At 68.9% G+C, this 13,496-nt stretch carries 11 protein-coding genes; 6 read left to right on the top strand and 5 right to left on the bottom strand.

The genetic code is table 11. The annotated features are described in order from the left end of the window. Positions 1 to 60: 60 nt before the first annotated feature. The 4 genes from BG90_RS27875 to BG90_RS27860 form a co-directional block, all read right to left on the bottom strand. A complete protein-coding gene (locus BG90_RS27875; RefSeq protein WP_045568483.1) occupies positions 61 to 1,398 on the bottom strand; it encodes an acyl-CoA dehydrogenase family protein in 1,338 nt (445 codons plus the stop codon). Positions 1,399 to 1,438: 40 nt separating this feature from the next. After that, on the bottom strand, positions 1,439 to 1,723 hold the full coding sequence (locus BG90_RS27870) for a hypothetical protein (RefSeq protein ID WP_010108661.1): 285 nt from the start codon (positions 1,721 to 1,723) through the stop codon (positions 1,439 to 1,441). 12 nt (positions 1,724 to 1,735) lie between these two features. Then, on the bottom strand, positions 1,736 to 2,233 hold the full coding sequence (locus tag BG90_RS27865; protein WP_010108662.1) for a DUF6632 domain-containing protein: 498 nt from the start codon (positions 2,231 to 2,233) through the stop codon (positions 1,736 to 1,738). Between the two features lie 120 nt (positions 2,234 to 2,353). Beyond that, positions 2,354 to 3,238: a metal-dependent hydrolase gene (locus BG90_RS27860; RefSeq protein WP_010108663.1), complete on the bottom strand. Its 885-nt coding sequence runs from the start codon at positions 3,236 to 3,238 to the stop codon at positions 2,354 to 2,356. 497 nt (positions 3,239 to 3,735) lie between these two features. On the opposite strand from BG90_RS27860, the gene BG90_RS27855 reads away from it, so the two are divergent. The 3 genes from BG90_RS27855 (at position 3,736) to BG90_RS27840 (ending at position 7,184) form a co-directional block, all read left to right on the top strand. Beyond that, positions 3,736 to 4,080, top strand: coding sequence for a DUF3088 domain-containing protein (locus BG90_RS27855; protein WP_010108664.1), 345 nt, complete (start codon positions 3,736 to 3,738; stop codon positions 4,078 to 4,080). A 112-nt stretch (positions 4,081 to 4,192) separates the two neighbouring features. Beyond that, a complete protein-coding gene (locus tag BG90_RS27850; protein ID WP_010108667.1) occupies positions 4,193 to 5,539 on the top strand; it encodes an LLM class flavin-dependent oxidoreductase in 1,347 nt (448 codons plus the stop codon). 673 nt (positions 5,540 to 6,212) lie between these two features. Next, complete coding sequence (locus BG90_RS27840) at positions 6,213 to 7,184, top strand: nucleoside hydrolase (RefSeq protein WP_041282017.1); 972 nt, start codon at positions 6,213 to 6,215, stop codon at positions 7,182 to 7,184. On the opposite strand, the gene rbsK is transcribed toward BG90_RS27840, so the two are convergent. Then, complete coding sequence (gene rbsK / locus BG90_RS27835) at positions 7,174 to 8,154, bottom strand: ribokinase (protein WP_010108674.1); 981 nt, start codon at positions 8,152 to 8,154, stop codon at positions 7,174 to 7,176. The two genes, BG90_RS27840 and rbsK, sit on opposite strands and share 11 nt — an antisense overlap. Before the next feature lie 291 nt (positions 8,155 to 8,445). On the opposite strand from rbsK, the gene BG90_RS27830 reads away from it, so the two are divergent. From BG90_RS27830 to BG90_RS27820, 3 genes are all read left to right on the top strand, one after another. Further along, a complete protein-coding gene (locus tag BG90_RS27830; protein WP_010118393.1) occupies positions 8,446 to 8,931 on the top strand; it encodes a hypothetical protein in 486 nt (161 codons plus the stop codon). 556 nt (positions 8,932 to 9,487) lie between these two features. Further along, entirely contained in the window at positions 9,488 to 11,188 is a 1,701-nt protein-coding gene (locus tag BG90_RS27825) for a VRR-NUC domain-containing protein (RefSeq protein WP_010118397.1), read from the top strand. Next, on the top strand, positions 11,185 to 13,452 hold the full coding sequence (locus tag BG90_RS27820) for an ATP-dependent DNA helicase (protein WP_010118398.1): 2,268 nt from the start codon (positions 11,185 to 11,187) through the stop codon (positions 13,450 to 13,452). The genes BG90_RS27825 and BG90_RS27820 overlap by 4 nt, the downstream gene beginning before the upstream one ends. The last annotated feature ends 44 nt before the right edge of the window (positions 13,453 to 13,496 follow it).

Genomic DNA, 13,496 nt, shown 5'->3' with positions numbered 1-13,496 from the left:
CGATCCGATTCCGATTCCGACGTCACGCCGCGTCGCCGCGCCCGCGCGACGACGCGGCAGTCAACGCACGGCGTCCGTCCGCGCGGTCCCGATCCGCTCGCCGAAGCGCTCGTTGTGACCGACGCCGTTCAGATAGTAGTTGCCGATCACCGCTTCGCGGACGATCGCCGGATTGTGTGACGCGAGCACGCGCGCGTTGCGCCAGTGGCGGTCGAAGCGGCGCGTCTCGCTCGTCGCCGATGCGCCGCCCACTTCGAACAGCAGCGTCGCGGCCTCGAGCGTCTGCGCGAGGACGATCTGCTGCGCCTGGAACGCCTGGATGTCGACGCGCACGTAAGCATCGTCGGTCGCGTCGCCGGCCGCGCGCGCGGCGGATATCGCGTCGAGCGTTTGCGCGATCGCCGCGACGACGCTCTGCGTCGAGTAGGCGAGGCTCGCGAGCCGCCCGATCACGCGCTGCACGAGCGGATCGTGACGCGGGTTCGACGCGCCCGGCACGCCGAACGTGCGCGTGCGGTCGCGCGTGAACTCGACCGCGTCGCGCAGCACCGCGCGCGAGATGCCCGCGAGGTTCGCGAGATGCAGCGTCTGGAAGTACGCGGTCAGCAGGCTGCTGCCGCGCGGCTGCGATGCGTCGAAGCGGCGATAGATGTTGTCCGGCTCCACCTCGACGCGCGTGAAGCGCGTCGTCCCGCTGCCCGTCAAGCGCTGGCCGAAGCCGTCCCAATCGTCGATGCGCTCGACGCCGTGCGTATCGGCCGGCACGAGCACGCGCAGGTCGGCGTCGCCGTCGTTCGCGGTCACGTCGACCCAGTCCGCATACAGCGTGCCCGTCGTGTAGTACTTCTCGCCGTCGAGATACAGCTTGCCGTTCTCGCGCGACAGCCGCACGGTATTGCTCGTGACGGCGGTTCGCTCGGCCGTCGCGCCGCCGACGATCGTCCCTTGCGCAATGCGCGCGAACCAGCGATCGCGCAGCGCGCCGTCGTCGCTTTCGTGCAGCATCTCGACGAAGCCGCTGTGCACGCGCAGGATCTGCGGCAGGTTCGAATCCGCTTCGCCGAGCCGTGCGATCAGCGCAAAGAACTGCGCGAGACCGACGCCGTCGCCGCCCGCGAGGCGCGGTACGCGCAGCTTCGTGAAGCCGGCGTCGCGCAGCCACTCGACGGGCTCGTACGGCAGGTCGCGATGCTGGTCGCGCGCGGCCGCGCCTTGCGCGATGCGATCGAACACCGGCGCGAAGCGGCGGATCAGCGGATCGTCGTCGAACAGGAGCGCGGCATCGGCGATTGCGCGTTCGTGCGCGGCGGCGCCCGGCGCATCGGCGCGGGGCGCGGCAGCGGCAGCGGCGGGCGTCGCGGCTCGCCGCTGCGTGAAATCGGGCGTGGAGATGGCCATTGGAGGTCCTGGCGGGGCATGGGCGCGAAAAGAGACAACCTTAAACGGCGCGGGCCCGCCCGGACAACGAACGATTCGTGCGACTCTTATGCGGCTGCGTGGGTTCGCGCGACGGCGCAACTTGCTTGCCGTCGGCGATCGATGCGCGGCGAACATGTTCGACGATCGTCTCGTCTCGCCTCACCTCATCTCGTCGCGATGCGACGCGCCTCATCTCGTCGCGACGCGCGTCACGCAACGCAGCATCGCGCAGCGTCGGGCCCGCCGCCACGGCGCGATCGGCAATCGCGGCGCGGCGGCGGGCACGGCAACCGCTCATGCGCATGCGGGAGTCGAATCAGCGGCCGGAATTCGAGATCTGCAGCCTTGCCGCCTTGCTCCGGGCCGGAATCCACGTGGCGGCGAACAGCGCGAGCGCGAACCAGCCGAGCGCGACGTCGCCCACCAGATGGATGCGCTCGCCCGGCATCATCAGACCCTGCACGAACATCAGGCCGAAATGGGCGACGTTCGCGACGACCGTGAAGTCGAGAAACAGCTTGTGCTCGAACGGATCGTTGGCGGCCTCCCACAGGAAGACGCCCCACACGACGTAGATCGCCGAGATCATCAATTCGTAGTGCTCGCCGCCGCCGTGCACGCCGCCCCAGCGCACGAGGCGCAATACCAGAAGGCCGACGGGATCGTCCGCGATCTGATGGTCGATGCCGAGCAGGATCGTGACGATCGCCGTGCCGAAGAACAGCAGGAACGACACGCCGAGCAGGCGCGTGATCAGCGATAGCCACGGCGAGGCTTGCGGCTGGTCGCGCCGCTGTGTCGAAGTCGAAGACATGGAATACACCGTTTGCGTGAGATTGGATGAGCCGAGCGTTTCGACGCGAGGCCGTCGCGCTCGTGCCTGCGAACAGCGCGGCGCTCGCCGACGCATCGCGTGTCGGTGAGCGCGCTGCGTTCAGTTCACTTGCGCCGTCATCGGATGCAGCGGAATGCGCCGCGGCGCCGCATTCGCTGCATATCGCGCGTTGCTCGCGTCGATGTTCGCGAGCAGCCGGCCGAGCGTCGCGAAGTGCTTGCGGTTGTCGTGATCCCAAGGATGGAAGCCAGGCTTGAAGTAGGCGAGCGTTCGCGGCACCAACTTCACGAACCCCTTCAAGAAGAATCGCATGAACGCCCACTTGCCGGGGACCCTGCCGTGCATGCGCCGGTGTGCGTTCATGAGCACCATGTGGAAATAGAAGTTCGTTCCCCAGAACACGGCGCTCGTCAGCACCATCGATCCGACGCGCATCAGATAGCGCATCGGCCCCGGCTTCATCACCGCGTTCCACACGTCGAACGCGACCGCCTTGTGCTCGGTCTCCTCCATCGAGTGCCAGAGCCACATGTTCGCGTACGCGTCGACCGAGTCGTGGAAATGCTCGAAATTGCTGAGCAGCATGTCGGTCATGATCGCCGTGTAGTGCTCGAACGCGATCGTCTGCGCGAGCCGAAGCGGCGGCGGCAACACCTTCTGCATCAGGCCCGTGAATTTCCAGAAGCCTCGGTCGAGCCGGTGAGCCGGATAGCCGGCCGCTTCGGCGACGTCGTTGAATTCGACGTGTTCGCGGCTGTGCATCGCCTCCTGCCCGATGAAGCCCTGAACCTGCTTCTGTAGTTCGGGATCCTGAATGCGGTCCCGGTAATGGCGGACCGAATCGATGAAAAAGCGCTCGCCTGCCGGGAACATCAGCGACAGCGCGTTGAAGTAATGCGTGTTGGCCACGCCGTTCACGTGCCAATCGCTGATGCGATCGGGCGGGAGGGCGAAGCGGACATCGCGGCGGACAATAGCGGACATCGGGTCTCTCCATATCTTGCGAATTTGTAGTGCGTCCGCATCGAACTGGCGCATCGAGGGCGGACACGGAAGGTCGAGCCGTCCTGGTTCCGTGCACGGAATCCGGCGACTCTTTTTAATAACGATCGTTATGCAATGAACGCTACGCCGTGATTTGATCTCTGTCAACTGAGTCAGTGTTCGATGTATTGGTTGGGCGGCGCGGGGCGGAGCGATTCGGTCGATGGGATGTCGTTTGCGCGGGGCCGTGTGGCCGGCGCGCTGAACCCCGGCGCTTCGGGCGGGGCGGCGCGCGCCCGATGTGTTGTGCGGTGCAGCAGTGCGCCGAGTCGCGCCGCGCGACGCGCCTTGCCATGACGCGTCGATCACGTCGCCGCCGCCCGCTTAGCGCCGCCGCGCATATCGATCTGCGGATAAATTCGTGGCGGCGCGCATCCGATCGGCCCAGAATCGCCGGCATTCCCAACGACACGCTTCGCAAGCGAGGCCGACCGCCGATGAGCCGAGATCTGCTGCTCCTGCTGGAACCCGGATTCACCGATCCCCAACATCCGGGCGAGCGTTTCGTCTGCCCCGGCAGCGTGCCGATCGAAGGCTTGCTCGCGAGCGATCCGTCGAAGCAGGCGCGTCTCGACATTCGACGGCTGCCGTTCGCGCGGCCGCGCGAAGCGGCGATCGCCGCGCTCGACGCCGATCACCAGGGGCTGCCCGTGCTCGTCTTCGGCGACGGCGCGCCGCCGCCCGACGATGCGCTGACGCTCGGCGACAGGCGCTTCGTCACCGATTCGCGCCGCATCCTCGAACTGCTCGCCGAGCGGCATGGCTTTCCGAAGCTGCATTGAGTGAGCGGCGACGCGGCCCGATAGCGGCGCGGCCGCGCAGTGCGAGTCGAAGCACGCATCGACGCGCGCCGTCGCCGGTTCGCCGGTTCCGCGCCGCTTTCCACGATCATCGATGACCCGCTTCCTGAAACGGCTGTCGCCCCGGCAACTGCATCTGAACGTCAACATCCTGCATTCGGGCTTCGTGCCGTCCGCATGGCGGGTCGACGAAGCCGATCCGCGCGCGTTCGTCGACGTCAGGCACTACGTGCGGGTCGCGCGGATCGCCGAGGCGGCGAAGTTCGACGCGGTGTTTCTCGCGGATAACGCGTCGATCGTCGATCAGATCGATTTTCGTCCGATCACCGCGCTCGAACCGACGATCCTGCTCGCGACGATCGCCGCCGCGACGACCCATATCGGCCTCATCGGCACGGCGTCGACGAGCTACAACGAGCCGTTCAATCTCGCACGCCGCTTCGCGTCGCTCGATCACGCGAGCGACGGACGCGCCGGCTGGAACGTCGTGACGACGGCCGATCCCGGCTCCGCGCGCAACTTCGGCCTCGATGCAGTGCCCGACCATGTGGAGCGCTATGCGCGCGCGGCTGAATTCGTCGAAATCGTGAAGGCGCTGTGGGACAGCTGGGACGACGACGCGCTCATCGGGGACAAGGCGAACGGCCGCTTCGTCGACACGCGCAAGGTGCGGCCGATCGCGCATCGCGGCGCGCATTTTCGCGTGCACGGGCCGCTGAACCTGCCGCGTCCGCCGCAAGGGCATCCGGTGCTCGTGCAGGCGGGCGGCTCGGCCGACGGGCGCGCGTTCGCCGCGCGGCACGCGGAGGCGGTGTTCTCCGCATCGCAATCGTTCGACGAGGCGCTCGGCTACGCACGCGAGCTGAAGGCCGCGGCGGCCGCGTTCGGCCGCGGCGACATCAAGGTGCTGCCGGGCCTCACGACGATCGTCGGCGCGACCGAAGCCGACGCGCTGCGCCGCCGCGACGCGCTCGTCGACCTGATCCCGCTGCGCTACAGCCTGAACCGGCTCGCGGGCACGCTCGGCGTGCCGGTCGAGCGGCTCGCGCCCGACGCGCCGCTGCCCGACGATCTCGCGCTGCCGGACCGCGGCAACGGCAATCACACGTTCTTCCGGGCGACGCTCGCGAGCGCGCGGCGGCACCGCTACACGGTGCGCGAGCTGATGCGCGCGATGGCGGGCGGCACGGGACATCGGGTGATCGTCGGCACGCCTGAACAGATCGCCGACGACATCGCGCACTGGTTCGAAGCCGGCGCGGCCGACGGCTTCAACCTGATGCCGGACGTGCTGCCGGGCGGCCTGCAGGATTTTGTCGATGGCGTCGTGCCGATCCTGCAGCGGCGCGGAATCTTCCGGACCGAATACGAAGGGACGACGCTGCGCGATCATCTCGGCCTCGTGCGGCCGGGGAACTCGGGCGAACACGCGCGCGCATGAGCCGCGACCCGTCCAGTCGGGCCGACTCGGCAGCGCGCGGGCCTGCTCGATCTGCGCGGCGAGCCGACGCGCGGCGATGCGCTTTTTCATCGCCTGCCGCTTGATTTGCCGATAAGCTGTTTCTTCTCTGATCCCGTGATCCCGTGCGTTCGCATCGGCAGCATCTTCGCGTCGTCGAGCGCGCGCTGCGTCTCATCCGCTCCTCGAGCCGCGCGATCCGTCGTCGATATTCGTCTTCGCGCCGGCTCCGGCGACATGCGAGCGCCATCGCGCTCAGGAGCACGAACGACCCGACGGGCATCGACGGCGTGCAATCGGCGTCGATTCGCGGCAACATGTCGAGAATCGCCGGATTCTCGTAGCCGCGATCGCGATGACGGGCAGGCGTCCATCGTCGTCGAGCCACGGAATCGACAGATCGGGCCGCACCGCGAGCACGGCGAGCACGACGAGATCGGCTCGCTCGGTGAGCGCGGCAGGCGACGGCCATCGCCATTGCAGCGGCGGGAGCGATCGATGCATCGCAGCGGTGATCACGCGAATCGCGGCGCGAGCGCGAACGACGCCTCACGCGATGCAAGACCGGCGCGCAGCGAAGCGGCGGCGCGGGTATCATTCGACGCTTCCGAGCCATCGCGCGGCGGCTTCGTGCCGCGCCCACCACGGGATACCCATGAGCCTGCACAAGATCATCTATGACACGGACCCGGGCGTCGACGATTCGATGGCGCTCGTGTTCCAGGTGCTTCATCCGGACATCGAACTGATCGGCGTGACGAGCGTGTTCGGCAACGCGACGATCGACACGACGACCCGCAACGCGCTCTATCTCGCGGGCCGCTTCGCACCCGGCGTGCCCGTCGCGCGCGGCGCGGCGGCGCCGCTGCGGCGGCCGGCGCCCGAGCCGCTCGGCGGCATCCACGGCGACGACGGCCTCGGCAACACGGGCCTCAGCCTGTCCGTCGACGTCGCGCACGCGCCGAACCTCGATGCGCGGCCCGCGCATCGCTTCATCATCGACACGGTGCGCGCACATCCGCACGAAGTCACGCTGCTCGCGGTCGGTCCGCTGACGAATCTCGCCCACGTGCTTGCCGAGGATCCCGAGGTCGCAACGCTCGTCAAGCAGGTCGTCATCATGGGCGGTGCGTTCGGCACCGCGGGCGTGCTCGGCAACGTGTCGCCCGCCGCCGAGGCGAACATCGCAGGCGATCCCGACGCGGCGGACATCGTGATGTCGGCGTCGTGGCCGCTCGCGATCGTCGGGCTCGACGTCACGCAGAACACGATCATGACGACCGAGTATCTTGCCGCGCTGCGCGACGATGCGGGCGACGCAGGCCGCTTCGTGTGGGACGTGTCGCGCCATTACGAAGCGTTTCATCGCGCGAGCGCCGGGCTCGCGGGCATCTACGTGCACGATTCGTCGGCGGTCGCATACGTGGTCGCGCCGCATCTGTACAAGACGCGCACGGGCCCGGTGCGCGTGCTGACGAGCGGCATCGCGGCCGGCGAGACGATCCAGAAGCCGGCGGCGATGAGCGTGCCCGCGCCGGACTGGGACGGGCGGCCGCCGCGCGACGTGTGCGTCGGCGTCGATGCGGACGCGATGCTCGCGCTTTATCGGAAGACGCTCATCGGCTGACGGGCGGCTTGCGGCTCGCGGATGATGCCGTGCTCGACGCCGCGTCGAAGCCGACCGTTTGCAGGAAGCGCTCGAACGTCGCCGCGTCCGCGTACGATTTCTGCGTGCCGAAGCCCGTCACCGAATGCGCGGCATAGGCGGATGCGAGCCGCATCGCGGCGGGCACGTCGCCCGTCGCGACGTAGTGGCGCGCGAAGCAGCCGATGTACGCGTCGCCCGCGCCCGTCGTGTCGCGCGCATCGACCGCGATGGACGGCACGCGCACGATTCCCGCACGCGACACGAGCAGCGAGCCTTTGTCGCCCAGCGTGACGAGCACGTTCTTCAACCCGCGCTTGACGAGCGAGCTCGCCGCACGCGTGACCGCATCGAGCGTGTCGGTCGACATGCCCGACACGAGCGCGAGCTCGGTCTCGTTCGGCACGAGGAATTCGAGCTTGGCGAGCCGCGCGAAGTCGAGGCCGGGGACGCCGGGCGCGGGATTCAGCAGCACCGGGATGCCGCGCGCGGCGGCGAAATCGATCGCATAGTTGACAGTGTCGATGTCGATCTCGAGTTGCAGCACGACGAGGCGGCTCGCTTCGATCTTCGCGGCCGCCGCGTCGATGTCGGCCGGCCTCAGATGCAGGTTCGCGCCCTTGACGATCAGGATTCGGTTGCGCGAATCGGGGCTCACGAAAATCGGCGCGACGCCGCTCGATACGCCGGGCACGCGGCGCACGTGCTCGGTATCGATGCCGACGCGCTCGAAGTTGCGCAACGTGTTGTCGGCGAACAGATCGTCGCCGACCTTCGACACCATCACGACACGTGCGCCGAGCTTCGACGCGGCGACCGCCTGGTTCGCGCCCTTGCCGCCGCAGCCAATCTCGAAGTTCGGCGCTTCGAGCGTTTCTCCGTCGGCCGGCATTCGCGTGATATAGGTCACGAGATCGACCATGTTGCTGCCGATTACGGCGATCGTCTCCATCTGGGGTGTCCTCGGAATGATTGTCGTGATTGTCGGGCGGGCGCGTCGACGCTCGCCTCCGAATGGAATCACATCGGCGGCGCGCACTCAATCGTTTTTGCGGGCGCGGCGCAATCGATGCGGGCAGACGAAATCGATCGCCTGTTCATTGCCTGTTTGATCGCGTGCGCTTGAAAGACGTTTTGGCGTCCGACATTTTTACGTTGGTGCAGCGAGGGCAGGGGCAATCGCGGAATCCGGCGAATCGGCTGGTATAGTGGCGCGCTTTGTTGCCGATGTCGTTGTCAGTGAATGAATAAGTTGTCGCTCGTGTTCAATTGGTCTTTCGCATCGCTGATCGTCGTTCAGGCGACGGCGAGCTGGGCCGGCGGACGGAACCCGTTCGACGTGGCCGACGTGTCGCCGCACACGTTCGCCGCGAAAGAGATCAATCGCTCGGCCGCCGATGCGTCGAGCTACCGGTCGCCCGTGACGTCGGTGTTCGGCGATGCGAAAGGCGCGCCGCCATCGTTCGAAGCGAAGCGGCGGAGCGGGGCGGGCGCCGTCAATTTCGCCGACGAGCTCGGGGCGGCCGAGCGACGCCAACGGCTCGCGGAAGAAGACCGCGCCGCGCAGCGTTTGCTCGATTCGCCCCACGATCCGCGCGGCAAGTGGCCGGGTCGGGCCAGCTCGCCGGGCGTGCCGGGCCGCCCGGAAATCGTGATCGAAAAGCCCGTGCCCGGCGTCACGTGCGCGAGCGGGGCGGGCAATGCCGTCGGGTGCAGCACGGGCTTTTGAGCGTGCCGTGCGGGGTGTTCCGCGGCGTGGCGTCGGCGGCGGGTTTTCGCCAATCCGGAGCAGGGCGGCGCTCGCGGCGCGCGACCGATGAGCGCGGATGGCGAGGGCCGATAGGCGCGCGCTGTGACATGCTCGCTGCGATTGTTTCGATGGAAGAATGCATGCGGTTTGTCGCTTGAAGGAAGGCGATCACGCCAGCGCTCGCGCGACACGGAAGCGGAAATACAGCTTGCCGTGATTGCACGCGAGCGTCGCGATCGTCGCGATTGTCGAGTGTCGTCGTGCCGAATTCCGACGCATGCCGAATCGCGCATGCGATACGCGAACACACGCGGGCCGCGGCAATCGCAGTGCGACCGGCATCGGACCACGAAGCGCGCCGCCCACCACACGTGAGCGCGGCTATGACGGTTCACGCCACGCGCGAACGTGCCGGCCACCGTCGCAAAGCGACCGGCCAACCGTGCGCTATCATTTGCGGATGACTCGTCTGGTCACGGTTTGCCGCCCCCGTAATTGGGGATGCACCATCGACCGCCCGTAACCGCCGAATCCCGTGCCGCCCGATCCGTCGTCTCCTTCCGCGTTCTATTACCTGTCGAATTTCGAGCGAGCGCTCGCGTGGCTCGTCGAGCGTTACGACGACGTGCTCGACGCCGGCGAGCACGCGTTCGTCGCCGCGTTCCGCCGGCTGCCGCGCGCGTCGCGCGCGCTGCTCGTGCGGATGCTGATGCGCAAGGGGCCGATCTTTCGCGCGAGCAAGCTCGTCTACGACGAGATCGGCTGCCCGCTCGCGGCCGCGGCGCCGCTCGTCGAACTTGGCTGGGTCGATCCGGAGCCGGCGCTCGCGCTCGACGAACTGTTCGCGCTCGCGACGAAGCCCGAGCTGCGCGACGCGTTTCCCGACACGCCCGCGAGCGGCGCGCCCCGCAAGGCCGACTGGCTCGACGCGCTGCGCGCGGTCCACGACGGCGAGCGAACCTGGGCGCGCTGGCTGCCGTCGATCGACGATCGCGTGCTGCGCGTGACGGTCGATGCGCTCTGCAACCGGCTGCGGCTGATGTTCTTCGGCAATCTGCATCAGGACTGGTCGGAGTTCGTGCTCGCCGATCTCGGGCTGCTGCAGTACGAGACGGTCCCGCTCGTACCGTCGTCGCGTGTGTTCCAGCGGCGCGGCGACGTCGATGCCTATCTGCAATTGCACGCGTGCCGCGAGCAACTCGAGCGCTGGCCGAAAGACGCGCCGCTCGCGCCCCTCGTCGCGGTCGCGGCCGCGATCGACTGCGGGAATGCGTGGCTCGCGTCGCGGCGCGCGAAGCTGTCGTTCGCGATCGGGCAGGCATGCGAGCGCCGCGCGGATTGGGACGGCGCGCTCGCCGCATACGAATCGAGCGCATGGCCCGGCAGCCGGCGGCGGCGCGTGCGCGTGCTCGAACGCTGCGAGCGCGTCGACGCGGCGCTCGCGCTCGCCGACGAAGCGATGCGCGCGCCCGAAAACGAAGCGGAGGCGCAGCAGATCGCACGGATGCTGCCGCGGCTGCGGCGGCGCGTCGGCTTGCCGGCGACGCGCGCGGCGATTGCGGCGAGTGCGCGGGCGATTCCGCGCGACTGCGTCGAGCTCGCGCGTCCGGGCGCGCCGTACCCGGTCGAATATGTCGCGCGCGATCACCTGAGCCGCGCGGATGCGCCCGTCTTCTACGTCGAGAACGCGCTGATCAACTCGCTGTTCGGGCTCCTGTGCTGGGAGCCCGTGTTCGCCGCGGTGCCGGGCGCGTTCTTCCACCCGTTCCAGCGCGGCCCGGCCGATCTGCATGCACCCGACTTCCGCGCGCGCCGCGCCGCGCAGTTCGACGCGTGCCTCGCGCAACTCGACGGCCCGCAATACCGTGACACGATCCGTCGCCACTACGCGCAGAAGATGGGCGTGCAGTCGCCGTTCGTGTTCTGGGGCGCGCTCGACGACGCACTGCTCGAGCATGCGCTCGCGTGCCTGCCCGCCGAGCATTTGCGGCTGTGGTTCGAGCGGCTGCTCGACGACGTGCGCGGCAACCGCTCGGGACTGCCGGACCTCGTGCGCTTCTGGCCCGATGCGCGCCGCTACGAGCTGATCGAAGTGAAAGGCCCGGGCGACCGGCTGCAGGACAACCAGATCCGCTGGCTCGACTATTGCATGCGGCACCGGATGCCCGTGCGTGTGCTCGACGTGCGCTGGGCCGGCGACGCGCACGCGCCGCACGACGAGGAGGCGCTCGCGTGAGCTATGCCGTCGCGGTGCGCGCGATGTGCGAGTTCACCGCGCGCGAAGGCGATCTCGATCTGCGCTTCACACCCGCGCCGAGCGCGCTCGAAGGGATTGCCGGGCATGCGACGGTCGCGTCGCGGCGCGGCGCCGGCTACGAGAAGGAGATCGCGCTCGCGGGCGAGCATCGCGGTCTGACGGTGCGCGGCCGCGCGGACGGCTACGATCCGGTGCTGAACCGTCTCGAAGAGGTCAAGACGCATCGCGGCGATCTCGGCAAGATGCCGGCGAACCAGCGCGCGCTGCATTGGGCGCAGGCGCGCGTGTACGGGCATCTGCTGTGCGAATCGCGCGGGCTCGCGGAACTGACGGTCGCGCTCGTCTATTTCGACGTGGGAACGCTGCGCGAGACGGTGCTGACCGAAACGCACACGGCCGCGGCGCTCGAGGCATGCTTCGTCGGGCAGTGCGAGCGCTTCGTCGACTGGGCGGCGCGCGAGGACGCGCATCGCGCCGCGCGCAATGCGGCGCTGCGCGCGCTCGCGTTTCCGCACGCGCGGTTTCGGAGCGGGCAGCGCGAGCTCGCCGTCGCCACGTATCGCGCCGCGCGCGACGGCCGCGCGCTGCTCGCGCAGGCGCCGACCGGCATCGGCAAGACGCTCGGCACGCTGTTTCCGCTGCTGAAGGCGTGCGCGGAGGATCATCTCGACCGGCTGTTCTTCCTGACCGCGAAGACGCCCGGCCGCGCGCTCGCGCTCGACGCGGCGGATGCGCTGCGCGCGGCGGCGGGCGGCGCGCTGCCGTTGCGCGTGCTCGAACTCGTCGCGCGCGACAAGGCGTGCGAGCATCCGGACGCCGCATGTCACGGCGAATCGTGTCCGCTCGCGCGCGGCTTCTACGACCGGCTCGCCGCCGCGCGCGCCGCCGCGCTCGAACACGGCCGGCTCGATCGCGCGACGGTGCGCGCCGCGGCGCTCGCGCACGACGTGTGCCCGTACTATCTCGCGCAGGAGCTCGCACGCTGGTGCGACGTCGTCGTCGGCGACTACAACTATTACTACGACGGCAGCGCGCTGCTGCACGGCCTCGCGCAGCAGAACCAGTGGCGCGTCGGCGTGCTCGTCGACGAGGCGCACAATCTGCTCGACCGCGCCCGCGGGATGTACAGCGCGGCGCTCGATCAGCGCGAGCTCGCCGGGATCCGCAAGCTCGCGCCCGCGCCGCTCGCGAAGGCGCTCGAGCAATTGAACCGCGAATGGAATGCGCTCGATCGCGAGCAGGAGGCCGCGTACGTGGTGCATGCGGACGTGCCGCCGCGCGTGCTGTCGGCCGCGCAGAACCTGATCGGCCGGTTTTCGGAGCTCGCGGCGGAAGCGCCGCTCGTGCTCGAAGACGCCGTGCTGCGCTTCTGCTTCGATGCGATCCGCTTCGTCGCGCTCGCCGAGCAGTTCGACACGCATTCGATCTTCGATGCGACGCTCGTGCGCACGATTGCACCTCGCCGCGGCAAGAAGGCGTCGATCCTGTGCGTGCGCAACGTGATTCCGGCCGACTTCCTCGCGCCGCGCCACGACGCCGCGCGCGCGACCGTGATGTTCTCGGGCACGCTGAGCCCGTTCGATTTCTACCGCGACACGCTCGGCCTGCCGGACGACACCGGCTCGCTCGACGTCGAAGGGCCGTTCCGTGCGGAGCAACTGACGGTGAAGGTCGCCGCGCACGTGTCGACGCGCTGGCGCGACCGCGAGCGCTCGCTCGAGCCGATCGTCGAGCTGATCGCCGCGCAGTACGCGGCGCGGCCGGGCAACTACCTGGGTTTCCTGAGCAGCTTCGAGTACTTGCAGCAAGTCGTCGCGCGGCTGCGCGAGCGCCATCCCGAGCTGCCCGTCTGGGAGCAGGCGCCCGGCATGGACGAGGCCGCGCGCGACGCGTTTCTCGCGCGCTTCGAGCCGAACGGGCGGGGCATCGGCTTCGCGGTGCTGGGCGGCGCGTTCTCGGAGGGCGTCGACCTCGCGGGCGACCGGCTGATCGGCGCGTTCGTCGCGACGCTCGGGCTGCCGCAGGTCAACGACGTCAACGAGGAGATGCGTCGCGCGATGGACGCGCGCTTCGGCCGCGGCTACGACTATATTTATCTGTTTCCGGGATTGCGCAAGGTCGTGCAGGCGGCGGGACGGGTGATCCGCACCGAGCACGACGAAGGCGTCGTGCATCTGATCGACGACCGGTTCCGGCGCGGCGAGGTGCGGCGGCTGTTGCCGCGGTGGTGGCGGCTGAGCTGACGGATTGCGGAGCTGCGAGCACGGCGCGCGGCCGGAAGGCTCAG

This window comes from Burkholderia oklahomensis C6786 (genome assembly GCF_000959365.1).
Lineage (GTDB): Bacteria > Pseudomonadota > Gammaproteobacteria > Burkholderiales > Burkholderiaceae > Burkholderia > Burkholderia oklahomensis.
The sequence above is the reverse complement of the archived record's forward strand: the minus strand, read 5'-3'. Positions and strand labels throughout refer to the sequence as shown.